General features: G+C 42.8%; 22 protein-coding genes. 18 read left to right on the forward strand and 4 right to left on the reverse strand.

Going from position 1 to position 24,252, the window contains the following annotated elements; translation table 11 throughout:
- The first annotated feature begins 21 nt into the window (after positions 1 to 21).
- The 9 genes from era to tehB all read left to right on the forward strand — a co-directional run bounded on the left by era (position 22) and on the right by tehB (position 7,908).
- Entirely contained in the window at positions 22 to 921 is a 900-nt protein-coding gene (gene era / locus ABVF55_RS04075; protein WP_006595864.1) for a GTPase Era, read from the forward strand.
- A 45-nt stretch (positions 922 to 966) separates the two neighbouring features.
- Positions 967 to 1,791, forward strand: coding sequence for a DNA-formamidopyrimidine glycosylase (gene mutM, locus ABVF55_RS04080; protein WP_445285578.1), 825 nt, complete (start codon positions 967 to 969; stop codon positions 1,789 to 1,791).
- Entirely contained in the window at positions 1,792 to 2,400 is a 609-nt protein-coding gene (coaE, locus tag ABVF55_RS04085) for a dephospho-CoA kinase (RefSeq protein WP_340279830.1), read from the forward strand. It begins immediately after the preceding gene.
- Positions 2,401 to 2,416: 16 nt separating this feature from the next.
- Positions 2,417 to 3,616, forward strand: a complete 1,200-nt coding sequence (locus tag ABVF55_RS04090; protein ID WP_367890659.1) for a multidrug efflux MFS transporter — start codon at positions 2,417 to 2,419, stop codon at positions 3,614 to 3,616.
- The gene (rpmG, locus tag ABVF55_RS04095) at positions 3,606 to 3,755 is read left to right on the forward strand and encodes a 50S ribosomal protein L33 (protein ID WP_003005699.1); all 150 of its coding nucleotides are present in this window, start codon (positions 3,606 to 3,608) and stop codon (positions 3,753 to 3,755) included. Before ABVF55_RS04090 ends, rpmG begins: the two co-directional genes overlap by 11 nt.
- A 41-nt stretch (positions 3,756 to 3,796) precedes the next feature.
- Entirely contained in the window at positions 3,797 to 4,030 is a 234-nt protein-coding gene (gene secG / locus ABVF55_RS04100) for a preprotein translocase subunit SecG (protein ID WP_003008189.1), read from the forward strand.
- Between the two features lie 96 nt (positions 4,031 to 4,126).
- On the forward strand, positions 4,127 to 6,487 hold the full coding sequence (gene rnr, locus ABVF55_RS04105; RefSeq protein ID WP_445285579.1) for a ribonuclease R: 2,361 nt from the start codon (positions 4,127 to 4,129) through the stop codon (positions 6,485 to 6,487).
- Entirely contained in the window at positions 6,450 to 6,917 is a 468-nt protein-coding gene (gene smpB, locus ABVF55_RS04110) for an SsrA-binding protein SmpB (protein WP_003005443.1), read from the forward strand. Before rnr ends, smpB begins: the two co-directional genes overlap by 38 nt.
- 130 nt (positions 6,918 to 7,047) lie before the next feature.
- Positions 7,048 to 7,908 carry an SAM-dependent methyltransferase TehB gene (gene tehB, locus ABVF55_RS04115; protein ID WP_373105935.1) on the forward strand — a complete coding sequence of 287 codons (861 nt, stop codon included), beginning with the start codon at positions 7,048 to 7,050 and terminating at the stop codon, positions 7,906 to 7,908.
- 127 nt (positions 7,909 to 8,035) lie between these two features.
- On the opposite strand, the gene ABVF55_RS04120 is transcribed toward tehB, so the two are convergent.
- Positions 8,036 to 8,578 (reverse strand): TetR/AcrR family transcriptional regulator, encoded by a 543-nt coding sequence (locus tag ABVF55_RS04120; RefSeq protein WP_049483745.1) that lies wholly within the window; start codon positions 8,576 to 8,578, stop codon positions 8,036 to 8,038.
- 334 nt (positions 8,579 to 8,912) lie between these two features.
- The gene (locus ABVF55_RS04125; RefSeq protein WP_003013089.1) at positions 8,913 to 10,259 is read right to left on the reverse strand and encodes an Nramp family divalent metal transporter; all 1,347 of its coding nucleotides are present in this window, start codon (positions 10,257 to 10,259) and stop codon (positions 8,913 to 8,915) included.
- Between the two features lie 168 nt (positions 10,260 to 10,427).
- Between ABVF55_RS04125 and ABVF55_RS04130 the strand changes: the two genes are divergently transcribed.
- From ABVF55_RS04130 to ABVF55_RS04145, 4 genes are all read left to right on the forward strand, one after another.
- The gene (locus tag ABVF55_RS04130; protein ID WP_445285580.1) at positions 10,428 to 11,129 is read left to right on the forward strand and encodes an ABC transporter ATP-binding protein; all 702 of its coding nucleotides are present in this window, start codon (positions 10,428 to 10,430) and stop codon (positions 11,127 to 11,129) included.
- A gap of 13 nt (positions 11,130 to 11,142) precedes the next feature.
- Positions 11,143 to 13,866, forward strand: a complete 2,724-nt coding sequence (locus ABVF55_RS04135; protein WP_445285581.1) for an FtsX-like permease family protein — start codon at positions 11,143 to 11,145, stop codon at positions 13,864 to 13,866.
- A gap of 138 nt (positions 13,867 to 14,004) precedes the next feature.
- Entirely contained in the window at positions 14,005 to 14,847 is an 843-nt protein-coding gene (locus tag ABVF55_RS04140) for a metallophosphoesterase family protein (RefSeq protein ID WP_195189458.1), read from the forward strand.
- A gap of 111 nt (positions 14,848 to 14,958) precedes the next feature.
- The gene (locus tag ABVF55_RS04145; protein WP_445285582.1) at positions 14,959 to 15,408 is read left to right on the forward strand and encodes an Rrf2 family transcriptional regulator; all 450 of its coding nucleotides are present in this window, start codon (positions 14,959 to 14,961) and stop codon (positions 15,406 to 15,408) included.
- A gap of 240 nt (positions 15,409 to 15,648) precedes the next feature.
- Here ABVF55_RS04145 and ABVF55_RS04150 read toward each other — a convergent pair whose 3' ends face one another.
- Positions 15,649 to 16,731, reverse strand: a complete 1,083-nt coding sequence (locus tag ABVF55_RS04150) for a M24 family metallopeptidase (protein ID WP_003005548.1) — start codon at positions 16,729 to 16,731, stop codon at positions 15,649 to 15,651.
- 160 nt (positions 16,732 to 16,891) lie between these two features.
- On the opposite strand from ABVF55_RS04150, the gene ccpA reads away from it, so the two are divergent.
- Positions 16,892 to 17,896 (forward strand): catabolite control protein A, encoded by a 1,005-nt coding sequence (gene ccpA / locus ABVF55_RS04155; protein WP_003005429.1) that lies wholly within the window; start codon positions 16,892 to 16,894, stop codon positions 17,894 to 17,896.
- A gap of 161 nt (positions 17,897 to 18,057) precedes the next feature.
- Here the strand turns inward: ccpA and ABVF55_RS04160 are convergent, their stop codons facing one another.
- Positions 18,058 to 18,648, reverse strand: a complete 591-nt coding sequence (locus ABVF55_RS04160) for a TetR/AcrR family transcriptional regulator (RefSeq protein ID WP_024055141.1) — start codon at positions 18,646 to 18,648, stop codon at positions 18,058 to 18,060.
- Between the two features lie 156 nt (positions 18,649 to 18,804).
- On the opposite strand from ABVF55_RS04160, the gene ABVF55_RS04165 reads away from it, so the two are divergent.
- From ABVF55_RS04165 to thrS, 4 genes are all read left to right on the forward strand, one after another.
- Positions 18,805 to 19,392: a class I SAM-dependent methyltransferase gene (locus ABVF55_RS04165; protein ID WP_021153618.1), complete on the forward strand. Its 588-nt coding sequence runs from the start codon at positions 18,805 to 18,807 to the stop codon at positions 19,390 to 19,392.
- Positions 19,393 to 19,494: 102 nt separating this feature from the next.
- Positions 19,495 to 20,493, forward strand: a complete 999-nt coding sequence (locus ABVF55_RS04170; RefSeq protein ID WP_003008161.1) for a glycosyltransferase family 4 protein — start codon at positions 19,495 to 19,497, stop codon at positions 20,491 to 20,493.
- 1 nt (position 20,494) lies between these two features.
- Positions 20,495 to 21,817, forward strand: a complete 1,323-nt coding sequence (locus ABVF55_RS04175; RefSeq protein ID WP_070506717.1) for a glycosyltransferase family 4 protein — start codon at positions 20,495 to 20,497, stop codon at positions 21,815 to 21,817.
- Positions 21,818 to 22,170: 353 nt separating this feature from the next.
- The gene (gene thrS, locus ABVF55_RS04180) at positions 22,171 to 24,114 is read left to right on the forward strand and encodes a threonine--tRNA ligase (protein ID WP_445285583.1); all 1,944 of its coding nucleotides are present in this window, start codon (positions 22,171 to 22,173) and stop codon (positions 24,112 to 24,114) included.
- Positions 24,115 to 24,252: the final 138 nt, after the last annotated feature.

A 24,252-nucleotide genomic window follows, 5' to 3' on the forward strand; every position in this document is an offset into this window, starting at 1 on the left:
ATGCCCTCGTGAAAGGATAATATGACATTTAAATCAGGTTTTGTAGCCATTTTAGGACGTCCCAATGTTGGGAAGTCAACTTTTTTGAACCACGTCATGGGGCAAAAAATTGCCATCATGAGTGACAAAGCGCAGACAACGCGCAACAAGATTATGGGGATTTATACGACGGATAAGGAACAGATCGTCTTTATCGATACCCCAGGGATTCACAAACCCAAGACAGCTCTTGGAGACTTCATGGTGGAGTCGGCCTATAGCACCCTTCGAGAAGTGGATACGGTTCTCTTTATGGTGCCAGCAGATGAAGCGCGTGGCAAGGGCGATGACATGATCATCGAGCGCCTCAAGGCTGCTAAGGTGCCGGTTATTCTGGTGGTCAATAAGATCGACAAGGTGCACCCAGACCAACTCTTGGCGCAAATCGATGACTTCCGTAGTCAGATGGATTTCAAGGAAATCGTGCCGATTTCAGCCCTCCAAGGAAACAATGTTTCGCGTTTGATTGATATTTTAAGTGAAAACTTAGAAGAAGGTTTCCAATATTTCCCTGCCGATCAAATCACTGACCACCCAGAGCGCTTCTTGGTCTCTGAAATGATCCGTGAAAAGGTCTTGCATTTAACGCGGGAAGAAATTCCCCACTCTGTGGCAGTAGTGGTGGATTCTATGAAGCGGGATGAAGAGACAGATAAGGTCCATATCCGTGCAACCATCATGGTCGAGCGCGATAGCCAAAAAGGTATTGTCATCGGAAAAGGCGGCGCCATGCTTAAGAAGATCGGAACCCTTGCGCGTAAGGATATTGAGCTCATGCTAGGAGACAAGGTCTTCCTAGAAACATGGGTCAAGGTCAAGAAAAATTGGCGGGATAAGAAATTGGATCTTGCCGATTTCGGATACAACGAAAAAGAATATTAAGAAGAGGTGGGCAGAAGCCTGCTTCTTGTTTTTGAAAGGAGTTCTATGCCTGAATTACCAGAAGTAGAGACCGTTCGACGAGGTCTTGAGAAATTAATTCTTGGAAAAACCATCCAGTCCGTGGAAGTAAAGTATCCAAAGATGATTCAGACGGATCTAGATGCTTTTTGTCAAGATCTTCCAGGTCAAGAAATTCGAGCCATGGGGCGCCGTGGGAAATACCTCTTGTTTTATCTGACGGATCTGGTCCTCATCTCGCATTTGCGGATGGAAGGCAAGTATTTCTTTTATCCAGACGAGGTTCCTCTTCGCAGACATGCCCATGTCTTCTTTCATTTTACAGATGGTAGCACCCTGGTCTATGAAGATGTCCGCAAGTTTGGGACTATGGAAGTCTTAGTGCCTGAGTTTATAGACAGCTATTTTTTGGCGAAAAAAATTGGTCCAGAGCCAACAGAAGCGGATTTTAAAGAACCAGCCTTCCAAGCAGCTCTTAAAAAATCAAAGAAACCCATTAAATCAGCTCTTTTAGACCAAAAATTAGTGGCTGGTTTGGGCAATATTTATGTGGATGAGGTTCTTTATCGAGCCAAGGTTCATCCAGCCCGTTTGGGTCAAAGCTTGACTGCTAGAGAAGCCAAAGCAATTCGCAAAGAAACGATTGCCGTGCTTGCTCAGGCTGTTGAAAAGGGTGGTTCCACCATTCGCTCCTACAGCAATGCTTTTGGCGAGGATGGCACCATGCAGGAAGAACACCAGGTCTATGGGAAAACAGGCCATCCTTGTTTGCGTTGCGGGACACCGATTGAGAAAATCCAGCTGGGGGGACGCGGAACCCATTTTTGCCCCCACTGCCAAAAGGAGAACTAGATGGCAAGAATCATCGGATTAACAGGAGGGATTGCTTCAGGAAAGTCCACTGTGACCTCCTATCTGAGAGAAAAAGGGTATCCTGTCATTGATGCTGATCAAGTGGTTCATGATTTGCAAGCACCAGGAGGAGCCCTCTACCGTGTCCTAGTGGATCATTTTGGGAGAGAGATCCTTACCAAAGAAGGAGAGTTGGATCGCGTCGCTTTGGGTCAGCGGATCTTTTCAGACCCTAGTGAAAGAGACTGGTCCAATCGCGTCCAAGGAAGGCTTATTCGTGAGGCTCTAGCTGAGGTAAGAGACAGACAAGCTGCACAATCCGATCTCTTTTTTATGGATATTCCTCTCTTAATCGAGCAGCACTATGAAGGGTGGTTTGAATCTGTCTGGTTGGTAGCTGTATCAAAAGAAACCCAGCTCAAGCGCCTGATGGAACGCAACCACTTATCAGAACTGCAGGCCCAAGAACGCATCGCGTCTCAAATGCCGCTAGATGAAAAAAGAGCCCATGCAGATCTGGTCTTAGACAATAATGGCGATCTTGCTGCCCTCTATGCCCAATTAGATGCAGCCCTACAACAAGCTCTACAACAATTAGAAAGAAGATGATTTTATCACAAGAGAAATCAATTGGCGTAAAAATCTATATATTGCCTGGATCGGGTGCTTTTTCATCGGAGCCAGCCTTTCTTTAGTCGTTCCTTTTATGGCCCTCTTTGTGGAAGAGTTGGGTGTTACGGGCAAGGCTGTTCCCTTTTATGCTGGCATAGCTGTTGCGAGTTCTTCTGTGACCTCTGCGATCATGTCTCCCATCTGGGGGAGCTTAGCCGACCGCTATGGTCGAAAACCCATGATGCTTAGAGCCTCCATTGCCATGACGCTGACCATGGGAGGCATTGCCTTTGTTCCATCAGTTTTTTGGCTCTTGGTCCTGCGCTTGCTCAATGGGGTCTTTTCAGGCTTTGTTCCCAATAGTACAGCCCTGATTGCCAGTCAAGTTCCCAAGGACCAATCTGGCTATGCCCTAGGGACCTTGTCGACTGGTGTCGTGGCTGGAACCTTGATGGGTCCTTTGATTGGAGGACTCATTGCCGAAAATCTGGGAATGCGCAATGTCTTTCTCTTGGTCGGCTTCTTCTTATTTTTGGTTTCCCTCTTAACCTTCTGGGGTATTGAGGAAGAGTACGAGCCCCTTCCAAAAGAAGAACAAAAATCCAGTTGGCAGTTGCTCATGTCCATTCAGCAAAAAGATATCCTCTTGGGCCTCTTTTTGACCAGCATGACCATCCAAATGATCGCCCAATCTATTTCTCCGATCCTGCCTCTTTATGTGCGGGCTTTGGGACAAAGAGATAACCTGATCTTTGTATCGGGGATGATTGTTTCAGCTATGGGAGTCTCTAGTATGCTCTTTTCCGGTTGGATGGGAAAACTCGGAGACCGAATCGGGAATCACCGGCTCTTATTAATCGCCCTTCTTTATAGTGGCTGTCTCTATATCCTTTGTGCCCAAGCGCAATCACCCCTTCAATTAGGGATTTTACGCTTCCTCTTTGGGATCGGGACAGGAGCCCTACTACCAGGAGTTTCTGCATTATTGAATCGTTTAACCCCCCCTGAAGGGATTTCTCGGATCTTTAGCTACAACCAGCTCTTTTATTACTTAGGTGGTGTATTAGGACCAATGATGGGATCGAGTATTTTCATGCATTTTGGCTATCATTGGGTATTTTACGGTACAGCCCTTTTGGCTTTTACCGATTTGATGTTCCTCTTATTCTTATTTAGAAAGTATTTGAAAGTGAGAGACGTACGTGCGAATTAAAGTTCAATTGACCTGCACCAGCTGTGGGAGTCAGAATTATTTGACCAGTAAAAATACCAAAACCCATCCTGAAAAGATCGAGGTCTTGAAGTATTGTCCCAAGGAAAGAAAAGTAACCTTACATATTGAATCAAAATGATTTTCATGGTATAATAGTGAAGATTTTAAGGAGTTTTGAATATGAGCGGAGCATTAACAACTATTTTACTAGTATTATCAGTATTGATTATTATCGCAATTTTTATGCAACCAACAAAAAACCAATCGAGCAACGTCTTTGACGCAAGCTCAAATGACTTGTTTGAACGTTCAAAAGCACGCGGGTTTGAAGCCGTGATGCAGCGTTTAACAGCTATTATGATCTTCTTTTGGTTATTGATCGCGATGATCTTAATGGTACTTTCTAGTAGATAAGATAGGCTCAGACAATGTCTTTGCCTATTTTTATTTTGTAAAACAAAGACACAAGTAGATAGAAAAAAGGAGGCTGGATAACCAGCAAATAAATCAATGAAAACAAGTATTAAAGAATATTTACAAGAGCATGACAAAGCCCAGATCAATGATCTGGCAGCAGCTCTAGGAAAGGAAGGGTCTAAGGATTTCCGTGACTTGGTCAAAACCATCTCTCTGATGGAACGCCGTCATGAGTTGAAATTCGAAGATGATGGCTCTCTTCGTTTGGCTCAAAAGAAGGCCCCAGCTATTACCCTCAAGGGGATCTTTCATGCGCATAAGAATGGCTTTGGCTTTGTCAGTTTAGAGGGAGAAGAAGAGGACCTCTTTGTTGGTCGAAATGATGTCAACCACGCTATCGATGGGGACACCGTTGAGATCGTCATTACTAAGGTGGCAGACCGAAACAAGGGAACGGCAGCAGAAGCTAAGATTATTGATGTCTTGGAGCATAGTATCAAAACGGTAGTTGGACAAATCGTTCTGGATGAGGAAAAACCTAAATATGCCGGCTACATTCGTTCGAAAAATCAAAAGATCAGCCAGCTGATCTATGTGAAGAAGCCAGCCATCCAATTGGAAGGGACCGAAATCCTCAAGGTCGAAATCGATCAATACCCGAGCCGCAAGCACAATTATTTTGTGGCGACTGTGCGGGATGTGGTCGGTCATGTAACAGATCCAGGAATCGATGTCTTGGAAGTGTTAGAATCCATGGACATTGTCTCAGAATTTCCAGAAGAAGTGCTGAAAGAGGCTGAGCAGGTTCCAGATGCACCGTCTGCTAAGGATTTAGAGGGACGCTTGGATCTGCGAGAGGAGATCACCTTTACGATCGACGGAGCAGATGCCAAAGACTTGGACGATGCGGTCCATATCAAGCTACTCAAGAACGGTAACTTTGAGCTGGGTGTTCACATCGCAGATGTTTCTTATTATGTTACAGAAGGTTCAGAACTCGACACGGAAGCTCTGAATCGGGCGACCTCTGTCTATGTGACCGACCGAGTAGTACCTATGCTTCCAGAACGTCTCTCCAATGGGATCTGTTCTTTGAATCCGAATGTGGACCGCCTGACCCAGTCTGCCATCATGGAGATTGATCCTTATGGCAAGGTCGTCAAGCATACTATTATCCAAACAGTGATCAATACAACCTTCCGAATGACCTATAGCGACGTCAATGATATCTTAGCGGGAGACGAAGAAAAGGCTCAAACCTTTAAGAAAATTGTCCCAAGTATTCATCAAATGGCCACCTTGCATAGCATTCTAGAAAGCATGCGGATTCGCCGAGGAGCCCTCAATTTTGATACCAATGAGGCTAAAATCTTGGTCAATAAAGAAGGAAAACCGGTCGATATCGTCCTTCGTCAAAGAGGAATTGCCGAGCGGATGATCGAGTCCTTTATGCTGATTGCCAATGAAACGGTAGCGGAGCACTTTACGCGACTGAAACTGCCGTTCATCTACCGGATCCACGAAGATCCAAAAGCAGAAAAAGTACAGAAGTTTATCGATTATGCTTCTAGTTTTGGAATCCAAATCTACGGAACGGCTAGTGAGATGAGTCAAGAAGCCCTGCAAGAAATTATGCGCAAGGTCGAAGGAGAACCCTATGCGGATGTCCTTTCGATGATGTTGTTGCGCTCGATGCAGCAAGCTCGCTATTCAGAGCACAACCATGGCCACTATGGGCTTGCTGCTGAGTATTATACCCACTTTACCAGTCCCATCCGTCGGTATCCGGACCTGATGGTTCATCGAATGGTGCGCGAATATGGGAAATCCCAAGAAGTAGCTGAACACTTTGAACAAGTCCTTCCAGACATTGCCAGCCAATCCTCTAGTCGAGAACGCCGAGCTATTGATGCAGAGCGCGAAGTAGAAGCCATGAAGAAGGCTGAATACATGGAAGACTATGTTGGAGAAGAGTACGATGCTGTGGTTTCCAGTGTGGTGAAATTTGGCCTCTTTGTGGAGTTGCCAAATACGGTTGAAGGTTTGATCCATATTACCAATCTTCCTGAATTCTACCATTTTAACGAACGAGATCTAACCCTTCGCGGAGAAAAATCAGGAGTGACCTTCCGTGTCGGTCAGCAAATTCGGATCAAGGTAGAAAGAGCTGACAAGATGACAGGAGAGATTGATTTCTCTTATATTCCAAGTGAATGGGATGTCGTCGAAAAAGGCCTCAAGTCTAAAGGACGTGACCGAGATGGCAACCGCAGGGATCGCAGACGCAAGGATAAAAAAGTTTCTAAGGGATCAACCGCTAGAAAAGATGACAAGCGGAAAGATTCTTTCTCTAAATCCAAAAAGAAAAAAGGGAAGAAACCATTTTACAAGGAAGTAGCAAAGAAAGGAGCCAAACATGGCAAAGGGCGAAGGAAAGGTAGTCGCGCAAAATAAAAAGGCGAGACATGACTACACCATCGTGGATACGATTGAAGCAGGGATGGTGCTGACGGGGACAGAGATCAAAAGTGTCCGTGCAGCACGCATTAACTTGAAAGATGGCTTTGCACAAGTAAAAAATGGCGAAGTTTGGCTTAGCAATGTCCACATTGCCCCTTACGAGGAAGGCAATATCTGGAACCAAGATCCAGACCGTCGTCGCAAGCTCCTTCTTCATAAAAAGCAAATCCAAAAGCTGGACCAAGACACCAAAGGGACCGGAATGACCTTGGTGCCTTTGAAGGTCTATCTCAAGGACGGCTATGCCAAATTGCTTTTGGGGCTCGCTAAAGGGAAACATGATTATGACAAGCGTGAATCCATCAAGCGTCGGGAACAAAACCGGGACATCGCACGGGTCATGAAACAATACAATACACGTTAAAGAAAAAGACAGTTTTGAAACTTGTTTCAGATCTGTCTTTTTTCTTGGAGATGGGCTCTCCTTTTTCCAACTTGTAAAAAGGGGCTTTTTTCTGTATGATAAGGGTAGTGAAAGAAAAAGGAGAAGCAGCATGACACAAAAATTGATCGCCTACAAACGCATGCCTATCTGGACTAAGGATAGCATGCCAGAAGCTCTTCAAAGAAAGCACAATACCAAGGTAGGAACCTGGGGGAAGATTACAGTTTTAAAAGGTCAGTTACGATTTATTGAATTGACCGAAGAGGGGGAAGAAATCGCGAGCCACCTATTTGAAGCAGGAGCAGAGAACCCCATGGCTGAGCCCCAGGCCTGGCACCGTGTGGAAGTAGCGACGGACGATGTGGAGTGGTACTTGGAATTTTACTGTGAGCCAAAAGACTATTTCCCCAAAAAATACAATACCAATCCTGTCCATTCAGAAGTGCTAGAAGCAGTGGGAATTGTCCCAGCTGGAAAGGCGCTGGATCTAGGATGCGGGCAAGGTCGAAACGCCCTCTTTTTGGCCCAACATGGCTTTGACGTAACAGCGGTGGATCAAAATGAGCTGGCACTTGAGATCTTACAAAGTATTGTCGCTGAGGAAGATCTAGAGATGCCAGTGGGACTCTATGATATCAATGCTGCAGCCCTTACTCAAAACTATGATTTCATCGTATCAACTGTGGTCCTCATGTTTTTAGACGCTTATCGGATTCCAGCGATTATCCGCAATATGCAAGAGCATACCAATCCAGGGGGCTACAATCTCATTGTCTGTGCCATGGATACGGAAGATTATCCTTGCCATATGCCCTTCTCGTTTACCTTTAAAGAAGGAGAATTGGCGGAGTATTACAAGGATTGGGAATTGGTCAAGTACAATGAAAATCCAGGCCATCTCCATCGTCGAGATGAGAATGGCCATCGGATTCAACTTCGATTTGCAACCATGTTGGCAAAGAAAAAATAAAGAAAAAGCAGGAGCCTAGCATCCTGCTTTTTTGCTTTTACAAACAAGTTGAACAAGGTGATCTGAATGTTGTTCATTTGCCAAAAAGAAAAACCTTCTCCATAAAGCTAGGAAAAGGTTGGGGGATTTAGTTCCAGCTAGCAAAGTCGCAGACGCTAAGAATGATCGTCCCGATTTCGATTGGCTCTTCCTTGGCACCGGATTCTAACCAGGTCACAATCACAGATTCGATGGTAGCGATGAAAATTTCTAGACCATACTTGTATGGAACTTGAAAGTCTGAAATGATGTGTTCTTTCGCATGGGGAGTATCGTCTAGTGCATGGAGAGTAAAACTTCTTACCAATTTACGGAAGTCTGAGCAGCAGGATTGGGACAATGCATAAATAAAATCATAATTCTCTTTAATAGCGGTCAAGACATTGAGAAAGTTCACCTTGACAGGGCTTCCTTCAACGAAGAGGCTATCTAATTCTTGCATCATGTCCATTTTCATTTGCTCAAACATGTCGTATTTATCGACATAGTGCAAGTAGAAGGTCCCGCGGTTAATCCCAGCGGTTTCAGTTAATTGTCGAATAGTGATGCTTTCAAAAGGTTGTTGCAAGAGGAGTTTTGAGAGCGCATTTCGTAAGTCTGACTTGGTTGTTGTTTGTCTTTGGCGTACCATATGTTCCTTTCTGTAGTTGTATCAATCTGTTTCTATTTATTTGACGTTAAAATAATCTATATGTTAAATAATTTTACGACACTAACAAAGAGCATTATACTCCAAAAGAATAAATTAGACAACAATTCTAATTTTTGTACAGATAACGGAAAGTGTACAAAAAATTTACAAGTTTATGAATGACGGGCACTGGCAAGATTTTGTGAAAACCTCACAACAATTAGTGATTTAAAATAATTCCCTCCTAAAAAAATGGTCAGGAAATTTTTAGGAAAAGGAGGAACAAGATGAAGGAACGAACAAAAAAACCAGCACCGTTTAAGTGCTGGTTTCTTTATTTGATAAAAGTTGTCACGATCAAATTGAAATTTAAGATAGTTAAGACAATCGCAACGAGATAGCCTAAGAAAGTATTCCATTTCGCATTGACATGTTCTCCCATGATTTCCTTGTTGGAGGTGAAATAAACCAGAGGGAAGATGGAGAATGGAAGAGCTGCTGATAGGAAGACTTGAGAGTAGACTAGAAGGTCGTCGAGGACATGTTCCTGATCTCCAAATAAGATCGCAACGATGATGACAGGAAGAAGGGCAATGATCCGAGTCATGAGACGAACGACCCATTGTGGTAAGCGGAATCTCAAGAAACCTTCCATAACGATTTGACCGGTTAGGGTCCCAGTAATGGTTGAATTTTGACCACTGGCTAACAAAGCGATGGCAAAGAGGGTGGATAAGAAGGGACTAGCGATAGCACCGGCAATATGGTTATCCTTAAGGGCGTTGTACATGCTAGAGAAAGCACCGATCTTATCTCCGTGACCAAAGAAGAGGGCCGCTCCAAGAATCAAGAGGAGGGAGTTGACGACGAAAGCCAGACTCAATTCAATATTTGAATCCCAGGTCATAAAGCGCACTGCCCGTTTGATATCTGCTGGATCCTTGTAATCGACTTTTCGCGTTTGCGAAATGGAAGAGTGGAGATAGAGGTTGTGGGGCATTACGGTTGCACCGATGATCCCAAGCGCCAAGGTTAAGGCTTCATTTCCTTTTGGAAGTCCAATTCCTAGCACCTCTTTTTGAGGGAGGAAGCCAGCGAAGATTCCTCCGATATCAGGTTTCGATAGGAAAACCAGATAGCCGAAAATTGCTAGGATCGTGAGGATCAAGGTTGAAACGATGGCCTCGATCTTTCGAAATCCTAGATGCATGAGCCCCAGTAATAGAAAGACATCAAAGATAGTGATCAGGATAGAAAAGAGCAAGGGCCAGCCAAAAAGAAGGTGGAGGGCAATCCCTGATCCGATGACTTCCGCTAAATCTGTCGCCATCAAGGCAAGCTCAATCACAATCCAAAGGGTATAGCGAAGCCATTTTGGTAAATGATGGGCGGTTGTTTGGGCCAGATCCTTACGATGGACAATCCCTAGTTTACCAGCCATTTGTTGCAATTGCATGGCGATTAAAGACGAGAGAAGAACCACTGATAAGAGGAGGTAGCGGTATTGGGCCCCCCCAACGACACTAGTAATCCAGTTTCCCGGATCCATATAGCCGACAGCTACTAGACTTCCTGGTCCTGAAAAGAGCAGGAGAGTCTTCCAAAAAGGGATCCCTTTTGGCACGTCAATAGATTGGTTGATTTCTTGAAGTGATTTCCTTTCAAACTGTTGTAAACTCACAATGAGCCTTCTTTCTAAGAATAAATCAAATTTGTCTCTAATTATAGCATAAAATTTATAATCCTTCATGATAATTTAGGATAACCTTGTTTTTCACTACCTCGATTTCTTTGTAATCTATCAGAAAAGGACTATAATATAGATAGGAAGTAGGAGGGAGGAGAGGAAATGGCCTACATCGAAATGCAGCATTGTTACAAGCACTATACGAGTGGAGAGACAGAGATTTTCGCTAACCAGGATGTTTCCTTTGAGATTGAAAAAGGCGAGTTGGTCATTATTTTAGGGGCGTCAGGAGCTGGAAAATCAACGGTTCTCAATATCTTAGGAGGGATGGACACCAATGACGAGGGTCAGGTTCTGATTGATGGAGTGGATATTGCAAAACTCAATGCCCATCAACGAACCAATTATCGACGAGATGATGTTGGTTTTGTCTTTCAATTTTATAATCTGGTCCCTAATTTGACAGCTAAGGAGAATGTTGAGTTGGCTTCAGAAATTGTTTCTGATGCTCTAGATCCGGAAGCTGTTTTAAAAGAAGTAGGACTTGGCAATCGTCTTGATAATTTTCCTACCCAATTGTCAGGGGGAGAGCAACAACGGGTGGCGATCGCTCGGGCAGTGGCTAAAAACCCTAAAATTCTCCTTTGTGATGAGCCAACGGGAGCCTTGGATTACCAGACGGGTAAGCAAGTATTGGGGATTTTACAGGATATGTCTCGAAAAAAGGGAGCGACGGTCATCATCGTAACCCATAATGGTGCCCTAGCTCCGATTGCAGACCGTGTGATTCGCATGCATGATGCCAAGGTCAAGTCGGTAGAAATCAATGAGCTTCCTCAAGATATTGCTACACTAGAGTATTAGAAGAGGTGGTAGCATGAAACGAAAAGTCTATTGGAAGGATCTATTTGCTTCCTTTACACATTCAAAAGGACGTTTTCTCTCCATCTTAACCTTGATGTTGTTGGGAAGCTTGGCCTTGGTAGGCCTAAAGGTGACCACTCCAAATATGCACCGAACGGCTAACCAGTTTATTCAGCAACAAAAGATGCTAGATCTTGCTGTCATGGGGGACTTGGGATTAGACCAGGCAGACCAAGAGGAACTTTTAGGAGTCAAAGGAGCGCGTGTCGAATTTGGTTTACTGCTAGATCTGACAGTGAGAGGAACAGGAAAGGCAATTCGACTCTTTTCTGCCCCAAAAAGTCTTTCTTCTTTTCGTGTGACCAAGGGGCGCCTGCCCCAAAAAGAAGGGGAACTGGCCCTAGCAAGTTTTTGGGAGGATCGCTATCAGATAGGGGATACCCTCACACTTGAAGAAAAGGCTGGAACGCGCTCTAGTTTAAAGCGAAAGCAATTCACCATTGTTGGTTTTGTTCAATCCTCTGAGATGTGGTCTCAAAAGAATTTAGGCACTGCCATGAGTGGTAGTGGAAATCTAGATGCCTATGCACTAGTTTCAAAAGAGGTCTTTACGACTAAACTTCCCGCAATGGCGCGGATCCAGTTTGATGATCTGAAGTCTTTAGATTCTTTTTCGCAAGTCTACCAAAAAGGGCTCAAAGCTCATCAAGAAGAGTTAGAAAAACTTTTGAAAGATAATGGAAAGGCCCGCTATCAAAGACTCAAGCAGGAGTTTGATGGACAGATTCAAAAAGGCCAGAAAGAACTCAGTCGTGCCAAGGAAACACTCCAGTCAGCTAAGAATCAGATCAATCAGGCTCAAAAGCAATTAGATTTGCAGGAGGCGCAGCTCAGTAAACTAGCTCCATTTCTGCCAGCTAAAGAGCAAGTAGCCAGTCAAGAAAAGCTCCATCAATCCAAAGAACAACTGGATCAGAAAAAGAAAGACTGGGCTAGAGGTGAGTCGGAGCTTGCAAAAAAAGAGGAGGAGCTGAAAAAAGCCCAAACCGAGCGAGATCAGCTGGAAATTCCAACTTATCATGTCTATGACCGCAAGACCATGCCAGGTGGACAAGGTTACTTGATGTATAGCAATGCTAGTAGTAGTATTTCCGCTGTCGGAAATATTTTTCCGGTTGTTCTTTATCTGGTAGCAGCCATGGTGACCTTTACCACGATGACCCGCTTTGTCGATGAAGAGCGGACCAATGCAGGTATATTTAAGGCACTGGGCTATCGTACCAGGGACATCATTCTCAAATTTGTCCTCTATGGATTCTTTGCAGGGACGATCGGGACCCTTCTAGGAACCTTGCTGGGCCATTATTTCCTATCGGGGATCATTTCCAACATTATTACGCAAGGGATGGTGATTGGAGAGAGCAGAGAGTATTTTTATGGAGATATGACTCTGATTGCGCTCGGACTGTCTTTCGTTGCGAGTGTGCTTCCGGCTTACTGGGTTTCGCGTAAGGAATTAAAAGAAGAAGCCAATCTTTTATTACTGCCCAAACCACCGGTATCTGGTTCGAAGATTTTCCTGGAGCGTCTCCAGTTTATTTGGAAGCGTCTGAGTTTCACCCACAAGGTCACTGCTCGTAATCTCTTTCGTTACAAACAACGGATGCTGATGACCATATTTGGAGTGGCAGGTTCTGTTGCTCTTCTCTTCGCAGGGCTAGGGATTCAATCTTCTGTGGGAGGGGTTCCAAAACGCCAATTTCAAGAGATCCTATCATATGAGTTGATTGTAGCCAAAAAAACGAATGCATCAAGCCAAGAAAGCAAGGAACTAACCAATCGTCTGGAAAAATCAGATATCAAAGATTATCGAGCCATCTATAGTAAGGTCATCGAAGCATCTTTAAAGGGTGGACGCGACAAGCAGACCATTACGATGATGGTAACGGATCGTGCAGATTTTTCTCCCTTTGTAAGCTTGCGTTCTCTCAAGCAGGAAGAGTCCTTGTCTCTCAAGAAAGGTGTCATCATCAGTAGTAAGCTAGCACAACTAGCCAGGGTTACAGTCGGTGATCGATTGACCTTAGATGGCCATACTTTTAAGGTAGCAGGGATCACTGAAAATTATGTCGGCCATTTTGTCTATATGGATCAGGCAAGTTACCAAAAGATCTACGGAAAGCGGACTTCAGCAAATAGCTATTTGGTGCAGTTGAAAAATCCTTCTACACGACAAGTGCAGGCTATTAGTCGGGATATGATGGCACTTGCAGCTGTGAAGGCGGTTAGTCAGAATGCTTCGATGATTTCCCTCTTTAATTCAGTTGCCAAATCCTTGGACACCACTATGATGATTCTAGTAGTCGTATCGATCTTGCTAGCCATCGTGATCTTGTATAATTTAACCAATATCAATGTGGCGGAGCGGATCCGGGAATTATCGACCATTAAGGTCTTAGGATTCCATAATAAGGAAGTGACGCTCTATATTTACCGCGAAACTATCTTATTGTCTATCATAGGGATCCTTTTGGGATTAGTGGGTGGTTATTATCTTCACCAATTCCTCATTGCCATGATTGCACCAGATGCCATTCTCTTTTACCCTAAAGTGGGACTTGGAGTTTTTCTCTTTCCTGTCGGAGGAATGATCCTTCTCTTGATCCTGTTAGGAATTTATGTTGACCATTATCTCCGAAAAGTAGACATGCTCGAAGCCCTCAAATCAGTAGACTAAGATACAAAGCCTGTAGCTGATAGCGACAGGCCCTCTAGCCTGAGTTTTCATTTCTGGTAGCATGGAATGTTCATAAAACTTTCACCTTTGGGTGGAAGTTTTTCTTCTCTTTGTTATAATGGAGAGAAGGAGAAGATCATGACTAAAATTGCTTTACTTTCAGATATTCATGGAAATACGACAGCATTGGAAGCTGTTCTAGGGGATAGTCGAAAAGCCAAGGTGGATGAATATTGGCTCTTGGGAGATAGTTTGATGCCTGGGACAGGGAGACGGGCCCTCTTGGAGCTGTTAGAGGAGTTACCGATTACGGTTAAAGTCCTTGGAAACTGGGAAGATAGTCTTTGGCGGGCCATGAGGGGGATGTTGGATGAGACCAGACCAAGTCATCGCTACCTCATGCGCCAGTGTCAATATATTCTTGAAGAAATCACGCCCCAGGAAATTGAAGACATGCAGAAAATGCCCATGCAGGTCCATAGAGAAATCGCAGGTTTAAAGATCGGCATTACCCACCACTTACCTGATAAGAATTGGGGGCGCGAATTGATCCACATTGGTGAGCAGAAGGATTTTGATCGCTTGGTGACAAACCCGTCTTGTGATATTGCAGTCTACGGACACATTCACCAGCAGTTTTTCCGCTATGGGACAGGAGGAGAACTGATTATCAATCCTGGATCGATCGGTCAACCTTTCTTTTTGGAAAAGAATCTTCGCAAGGACCTTCGGGCCATGTATGCTATTCTTGAATTTGATCAAATGGGGCTAAAAGATGTAGATTTTAGACGGGTGGACTATGATGTTCAAAAAGAACTGCAACTCGCAAAAGACCTCCATCTTCCTTATTACCAAGTGTATTATGAAAGTTTGGTCAATGGCATTCATCATACCCACAATCATGAGCTCCTTCATGAAATTGAGCAGAGAGAAGGTCATGATCGAGAAATCGATGCTTGGCTAGAGGACTTCTTCCAATAGTGTAACTGTTGACATTACAACTGAAAAGAGTATAATAGGAATAACGAAAGTCGTCCCTTGACGGTTGTTCAATAGACTCTACCTTCAAAACGGGTAGAAAGGAGTGAAGTTATGCAAATTTCGAGTCGCTTTACCATTGGGACTCATGTCTTGATCATGATTGCTCTACAAGGAGAAAAAACAAAAGTAACCAGTGATTTTTTGGCAGGAAGTGTCGGCGTGAACCCTGTTATTATTCGAAAGACCTTGTCTCAGTTGAAGAAAGCGGGATTGATCCATGTAGCGCGTGGGACAGGCGGAGCTGAGCTCGCAAAAGCATCCGATGAGATCAGCCTGCTGGATATCTATCAAGCGGTAGAATGCTTAGGTTCGACAGGTCAATTATTTGGTTTTCATGACAATCCAAATCCAGCCTGCCCAATTGGCCACAATATCCACAATGTTTTAGATGGAAAGCTGGAGGACATTCAGATTGCTATGGAAAAAGAAATGTCCCAAACCACTTTAAAAGACGTCGTAGAAGATACGCAGAAAAGAATGAATCTCGAATCGGTTTCATAAGAAAAATGAGAGTGGGACAGAAATTGGTAATTCGTTAGAATTCGATTTCGTCGTCCCACCTCCGCACAGTTGAGTAGGGCTGTAAAAGCTGATGAAATCAGCGTAGTAGAGCCCACTCAACCACTGCGTCTTGCTCGACAATCCAAAGATAATTAAGAGGCTAGGACTTTTGTCCCAGCCTCATTTTTTATAGTTATTAACGAAACAAGATGTTTGTTATATATTGAAACGACTAAAGGATTAGTCAAAGTAAAGTAAGTCTTTGCTGGTTTCTGTGAAGAGTCCAAATCCGTCTTTTGTGACGTAACCACAATCTTCGATACGGACACCGACTTTACCTGGAATATAGATTCCTGGTTCGACTGAGAAGCACATGCCTTCTTCAAGTACCATGTCATTTCCTTCCATAATAGAAGGGAATTCATGCACGTCCATTCCGATCCCGTGTCCGAGGCGGTGGTTGAAGTACTCACCATAACCAGCTTTTTCAATGACGCTCCGTGCAGCACGGTCTACATCATGTGCTGTTACACCTGGTTTGATCATGTCAATGGCTGCTTGTTGAGCTTCTAAAGTCAAGTGGTAGATTTCTTTTTTGAAATCATCAGGTTTTCCAACAGCAACAGTACGAGTCATATCAGACGCATAACCATTCACCATACAGCCAAGGTCAAAGAGCAAGAGGGCATCGTTTTCGACTTTGTTGCTTCCAGGAATTCCGTGTGGGTTAGCTGCATTATTTCCAGTCAAGACCATGGTTTCAAAGCTCATTTCATAACCCAAGCGTTTGATACCAAAGTCGATTTCTGCTACGATATCAGTTTCTGTTTTATCCAGTGAGATGGCGTCGAATCCCATATTGACAGCCTTATCTGCGTATTGACCAGCTACCAACATTTTTTGGATCTCATCAGCAGATTTGATCAAGCGCATCCGGTTAATCCGTGGTGTCAAGTTGGTGAATTGAGCCTTTTCAAAGACAGTACGCAAGCCATTGTATTTGGTAAGGATCAAGTTATCATATTCAAGTGCAACAGTTTTGGCATCGGGTTTTGCGATAGCCCCTTTAATCTTTTCCCAAGGGTTTTCAGAATCCACATAGCCAACCACTTGGAAATCGACAACTGCAGTTGCCCGTTCCACTTCAAGTGCAGGAACGAAGAGAAGGGGTTCGTGGTCTGTGTAAACGAACAAGAAGAGTTGACGTTCGTGGGGATCACTGTAAAATCCAGTCAGGTAATTGATGGTGACAGGATCGGATACAACAGCGACATCTGTTTTTTCAGTTTCAAGAAAATCGACGATTTGATCTAATTTAGACATAATGCTACCTTCTTTCTATGGATCTATTTTGTCAAATTTTCCCCAAAAAAGCAAGAGTTTACAAAATTTTACCAAAATACTTGAAAGTGTTTACAATCCATGATAAAATAGGATTAATTAGAGAGTGAAAACGAAATTTTCAATAATGAAAGGAAATCTTATGAATACAGACGATACAGTAACGATTTATGATGTCGCCCGTGAAGCAGGGGTTTCAATGGCAACCGTTAGTCGTGTAGTGAATGGAAATAAGAACGTTAAAGAAAATACACGTAAAAAAGTATTAGAAGTGATCGAACGCTTGGATTACCGTCCAAATGCTGTTGCGCGTGGTCTTGCCAGCAAGAAAACCACAACAGTCGGTGTTGTGATTCCAAACATCACGAACAGCTATTTCTCTACCTTGGCTAAGGGGATCGATGACATTGCCGAAATGTACAAGTACAATATTGTTCTTGCAAATAGCGATGAAGACGATGACAAAGAAGTTTCAGTGGTAAATAACCTCTTTTCAAAACAAGTGGATGGGATCATTTTCATGGGCTATCACTTGACTGAAAAGATTCGCTCAGAATTTTCACGCTCTCGGACGCCAGTTGTCCTTGCTGGGACAGTGGATGTTGAACACCAATTACCAAGTGTCAATATCGACTACAAGCAAGCGACCGTTGATGCTGTTACACAGTTGGCAAAACACAACAAGAAAATTGCTTTTGTAAGTGGCCCATTGGTGGATGATATCAATGGAAAAATTCGTTTGACAGGTTACAAAGAAGCCTTGAAAGCGAAAAAATTGAGCTATAGCGAAGGACTTGTGTTTGAATCCAAGTACCGTTACGATGAAGGGTATAACTTGGCAGAACGCATCATTGCGTCAAAAGCAACAGCTGCCTTTGTAACAGGGGATGAATTGGCTGCAGGTCTCTTGAACGGCTTGTCTGATAAGGGAATCAAGGTACCAGAAGACTTTGAAATTATCACCAGCGATGATTCACAAGTAACTCGTTACACGCGTCCAAATCTATCAACGATTGGCCAACCTTTGTATGACCTTGGTGCGATCAGTATGCGCATGTTGACCAAGATCATGCATAAAGAAGAGTTGGAAGAACGCGAAGTACTGTTGTCTCATACGATCAACCAACGTGGAACGACCAAAAAATAAGGATTAGTAGACTAGAGTCTCGACTTGGGAAGACGTGTCTACTAGTCTAAGAGGCTAGAACAGAACTGTTCTAGCCTCTTTTTATATGTGTCATTAATCATAAGTAATGATGAAGTGAAATTGAATAAGTGTTGGTTCAAATATTGATGTGTAAGTTACAATTAAATCGTTCTAGAGTTTGTTAAAATACCATACAACAAAATATGATGAATTTGTTTTGTTTCGTCTTCTATGTTTTTATTTGGAGATAGATGATTTCCTGTGCTATTGAGAGCACTCATGACGTTTAATATAACTTCTGTTGACAAATCTTTAGCAATTATATTTTCATTTTTACCTAGCTCAATATATGCACGATATATTTCACGCTTTTTCTCATCTATCGCTTTTGTCATAAGTTTCGTAAAAGTAGGATCCTCTAACGTTTTTTCTTGAAAGTAGTTAGAAATCTGTTGGCTTATTTTTTTCTGACATAAAGCTAAGGCTTGATTTAATTTTGATTTATAATCTATATTACTGAGTAGAATGTTTTCAGCTTCTTGTATGATGTCTTTAAACAATTCATTAATACATAAAGCTACTAAATTATCTTTCTTATCAAAGTAATTGTAGATTGACACAGGAGAAACTTCTGCGACTTTTGCAATTGATTGTATACTTGTTTCTTTAAACCCTTTTTCTTTAAATAAAGAAAGAGCAGACTGAATAATAGCTTGCTTCTTTTTTTCTGTTGTTTTTTGATATTGATTCATTTGAACACTCCATTTGATATCAATTATAGCACAACTTTGAAATTTATCTCAGATTATTTCATTAATTCTTGACGATATCTGATATTTACAATACAATTAAGTTTGAAATATAATTAATGATATTTCAAACTTATAATAATTGAGGGAAGATATTTAATGTTAACTGAATTTCTTATTAAGCAGTCTCAAAAACCTAGTGGTCTTATTGGTAGAGTCATCACAAAAATTTGGTCATTCTATTTTAAAAAACTTAGTCTTTGGGCGATTAAACAGACTACTATTTCAGATAATTATAGAATTTTAGAAATTGGTTACGGTGGCGGGAGTACTATCAAGAACCTTCTTGCTTTAAATAAAAATCTTGAGATTCATGGTATTGATATTTCTAAGGAATCATATAGAACTGCCCAACGTGTTCATTCAGATTCCATAAGAAAAGGTAGTGTCCAACTTAAGATTGGAAATGTGGAGAATATGCCTTATCAAAATAACTATTTTGATAGAATATTTGCTATTCAGACCCATATTTTTTGGAAGGATATAAAAAAGAGTTTTCAAGAAGTTTATAGAGTCATGTCCAGCAATTCTACTTTGATAATTGCTTCTGAAAAAGAAAAAATACATTATCATATGACAGATTATCGTACAAGTCATGAATTTAGTCAGTTACTAACAAGTATTGGTTTTTCAAAAATTGAGGAAAAACAGAATCGCAATTGGATTTTGTATACCGTATATAAATAAAATAGAATTTTAAATTTCGAACAGAACTGTTCTAGCCTCTTTTTTATACTGCAAACAGGTAGAGACTTGCTGGGCACTCTTTATTTCGGTATAATAGAAGGTATGAAAGTTTTACTGTATTTAGAAGGAAAATCCGTCTTACAAAAATCAGGAATTGGTCGAGCCTTGCAGCATCAAATGCATGCGCTTGATTTGGCTGGGATTCCGTATACGACAGATATTTTAGGGGACTATGATGTGGTGCATATCAATACCTATGGCCCACGGAGTTTCCTTTTGCTCCATGCAGCAAAGCGTCGTGGAAAGAAAGTCATCATGCATGGCCATTCAACCCGTGAGGATTTTGAAAATTCCTTTATCGGGTCTAACTTTTTTGCGCCCTTGTTTGGGAAGTATTTGGCTCACATGTACCAAAAGGCAGACTATGTGATCACGCCATCTGAGTATTCCAAACACCTGATTCAGTCTTATGGGGTGACTACACCGATTATCGCGGTTTCCAATGGAATTGATTTGGAAAAATACAAGAAGGATCCGAAAAAAGAAGAAGTCTTTCGCAAGCATTTTAATATCCAAGAAGGCCAAAAGGTTGTCATCTGTGCAGGGCTTTATTTTAAACGCAAAGGGATTGAAGATTTCGTAGAAGTGGCCCGTCGCATGCCGGATGTTCGCTTTATTTGGCTAGGTTCTATCAACAAATGGATCATTCCGCGTAAGATTCGTCGTATCGTGGAAAAGGATCATCCGAGTAATGTGGAATTCCCTGGCTACTTCAAGGGAGCAGTCTTCCAAGGGGCTATGACGGGTTCAGATGCTTTCTTCTTCCCATCTTATGAAGAAACAGAAGGAATCGTTGTTTTGGAAGCCTTGGCCAGTCATCAGCACACGGTCTTGCGGGATATTCCCGTATACAATGGCTGGATCGACGAGACGTCATCTGAATTGTGCCACAATGTAGACGAATTTGTGGATTCCTTGAACAAGGTCTTGAACGGACAAGTAGACAAGCGGGAGGCAGGCTACAAGGTCGCTGAAAGTCGTTCGATTGACTTAGTGGCTTATCAATTGGTCGAAGCCTATCAAACAGTTTTGGAGATGTAAGATGCGTGTAGGGTTATTTACAGATACCTATTTCCCGCAAGTTTCGGGAGTAGCGACCAGTATTCGGACGCTCAAAACAGAATTAGAAAAATTGGGACACACGGTCTTTATCTTTACGACAACGGATAAAGATGTCAACCGCTATGAAGATTGGCAGATCATTCGGATTCCAAGTGTGCCTTTCTTCGCCTTTAAGGACCGCCGCGTTGCTTATCGTGGCTTCTCAAAGGCGCTTGCCATTGCCAAGCAATACCAGCTGGATATTATCCATACCCAGACTGAGTTTTCACTGGGCCTTTTGGGAGTGTGGATTGGACGCGAGTTGCGGATTCCAGTTATTCATACCTACCATACCCAGTATGAGGACTATGTCCGCTATATTGCGAGAGGTATGGTCATTCGCCCAAGTATGGTCAAATACATTGTGAGAAGTTATATGAATGATCTGGATGGAGTGATCTGTCCTAGTGAGATCGTCTATGACTTGCTCCAAAAGTACAAGGTCAAGGCAGAAAAACGCATTATTCCGACAGGGATTGATTTGGCCAAGTTTGACCGACCGGAAATCACTCCGACAGAGACAGCAGCCCTTCGTGAAAAATATGAAGTCGCAGAAGATGAAACGCTTTTATTGAGCCTGTCGCGGGTCTCCTATGAAAAGAATATTCAGGCTGTTATCGCGGCCCTTCCTGGTGTCCTCAAGGTCAATCAAAAAGTTAAGTTGATCGTGGCTGGAGATGGTCCTTATTTGGATGATTTGAAAAAACAAGCGGCGAAACTGGGGATTTCAGATGCGGTTGTCTTTACAGGGATGATCCCACCAAATGAGACCGCTCTCTACTATAAGGCGGCTGACTTCTTTATTTCAGCTTCAACGAGTGAGACGCAAGGGTTGACCTATTTAGAGAGTATTGCAAGTGGTACTCCGATTATCGCTCATGGAAATCCTTATCTCGATCATGTGATTGATGACCCTATGTTTGGAAAGCTCTTTTATGAGGAGAGCGATCTGGCACAAGCGATTCTTGAAGCGATTGACGAGATGCCTGCAATTGATGAGACCAAGTGGGCAGAAAAGATTGATGATATTTCTGCAGCAACCTTTGGCCGTCGGGTCTACGAATTTTACTTGGATAAAATCATCTCTAAAGACTTTTCAAATGATTTGAATCCTGAGCAAAGTCGGGTTAAGCGGATGTCTAAGACCATTGTGAAAATCCCGACCAAGGTGATTGCTCTTCCGGTCAATGGATCTGTGAAGATGATGAAGGCTTCGGTCAAACAAGTGAAGAAAATCCGTAAAATCACACATTTCTTTGATTGAAAATAAAACTTTTTCTTGCAAAATTTTTCAATCGTGCTATAATAACTGACAGAGACATATCAAATCTAGGAAATCTGATAGAGAGCGCGTGGGGCTGGAAATCGCGTAGAGGATAGGTTTGGGACTACTCGTGATTCTTTTATGCAAACATAAAACGGTGGCTACGTTAGAGCCAATCAGAGGTGTCCCTCTTTTTTGAGGAACATAAATGAAGGTGGAACCACGTTGCGACGTCCTTTCGAGGAGGTCGCTTTTTTGATTTCTTCATGAAGACATCAAAAGGAGTGACGATTCCAATGTTCAAAGACATCTCCCACCCATTTAGCTACTAAAAACTTTATAAGGAGAAAATCATGATTAAGATTACTTTCCCAGATGGCGCTGTTCGTGAATTCGAATCTGGCGTTACTACTTTTGACATTGCTCAATCCATCAGCAATTCCCTAGCTAAAAAAGCTCTTGCTGGTAAGTTCAACGGCAAATTGATTGACACAACTCGTGCTATCACTGAAGACGGAAGCATTGAAATCGTGACACCTGATCACGAAGATGCTCTTCCAATCTTGCGTCACTCAGCGGCTCACTTGTTTGCTCAAGCAGCTCGTCGCCTCTTCCCAGATATTCACTTGGGTGTCGGTCCAGCCATCGAAGATGGTTTCTACTACGATACAGATAACCAAGCTGGTCAAATCTCTAACGAAGACCTTCCTCGTATCGAAGAAGAAATGAAGAAAATCGTTAAAGAAAACTTCCCATCTATTCGTGAAGAAGTGACTAAAGATGAAGCGCGTGAAATCTTCAAAAATGATCCATACAAATTGGAATTGATCGAAGAACACTCTGAAGACGAAGGTGGTTTGACTATCTACCGTCAAGGTGAATACGTGGATCTCTGCCGTGGCCCACACGTTCCATCAACTGGTCGTATCCAAATCTTCCACCTTTTGAATGTAGCAGGTGCTTACTGGCGTGGAAATAGCGATAACGCTATGATGCAACGGATTTACGGTACCGCTTGGTTTGACAAGAAAGATTTGAAGAACTACCTTCAAATGCGTGAAGAAGCTAAAGAGCGTGACCACCGTAAACTTGGGAAAGAGCTTGATTTGTTCATGATTTCTCAAGAAGTTGGTCAAGGTCTTCCATTCTGGTTGCCAAATGGTGCGACGATTCGTCGTGAGTTGGAACGCTATATCGTTGATAAAGAAGTCGCAGCAGGCTACCAACACGTCTACACTCCACCAATTGCTTCTGTAGAACTTTATAAGACTTCAGGTCACTGGGATCACTACCGTGAAGACATGTTCCCACCAATGGATATGGGGGATGGAGAAGAGTTTGTTCTTCGTCCAATGAACTGTCCTCACCACATCGAAGTTTACAAACACCATGTGCACTCTTACCGCGAATTGCCAATCCGTATCGCTGAAATCGGTATGATGCACCGTTATGAAAAATCTGGTGCCCTTACAGGACTTCAACGTGTGCGTGAAATGTCTCTGAATGATGGTCATACCTTTGTGGCTCCAGAACAAATCGAGGAAGAATTCAAGAAGATCCTTCAATTGATCATCGATGTGTATGAAGACTTTAACTTGACAGATTATCGTTTCCGCTTGTCTTACCGTGATCCTGAAGATAAACACAAATACTTTGACAATGATGAAATGTGGGAAAATGCTCAACGCATGCTGAAAGCAGCTGTTGATGATATGGGTGTTGAGTACTATGAAGCAGAAGGAGAAGCAGCCTTCTACGGACCAAAATTGGATATCCAAGTGAAAACAGCTCTTGGTAAAGAAGAAACTCTTTCTACTATCCAATTGGACTTCTTGCTTCCAGAACGCTTTGATCTTCATTACATTGGAGCAGACGGGGAAGAACACCGTCCAGTCATGATCCACCGTGGGGTTATCTCAACCATGGAACGCTTTACTGCGATCTTGATTGAAAACTACAAGGGAGCTTTCCCAACCTGGCTTGCACCTCACCAAGTAACCCTTATCCCAGTATCGAACGAAAAACACGTAGACTATGCTTGGGAAGTGGCTAAGAAACTTCGTGATCGCGGTGTTCGTGCCGATGTGGATGAACGCAATGAAAAAATGCAGTTCAAGATCCGTGCTTCTCAAACTCAAAAGATTCCTTATCAATTGATCGTTGGGGACAAGGAAATGGAAGAGCAGGCTGTAAACGTTCGCCGTTATGGTCAAAAAGAAACAGAAACCATGCCGGTAGATGCATTTGTAGAATTGATTCTTTCAGATATTGCAAATAAATCTCGTGTTGAGAAATAAAACGATCACAGTCTGGGATAAAATTCCAGCTACCTAAAAAAGAGGTGGGGACAAAAGATCCCGACCTCTCTTTTTATTAGCAATCAAACTTTGACGCGGTAGCTGATTGAACTTTTTGTTCGTCTTTTAGACTCCAAA

The organism is Streptococcus sp. KHUD_012 (assembly GCF_052588255.1).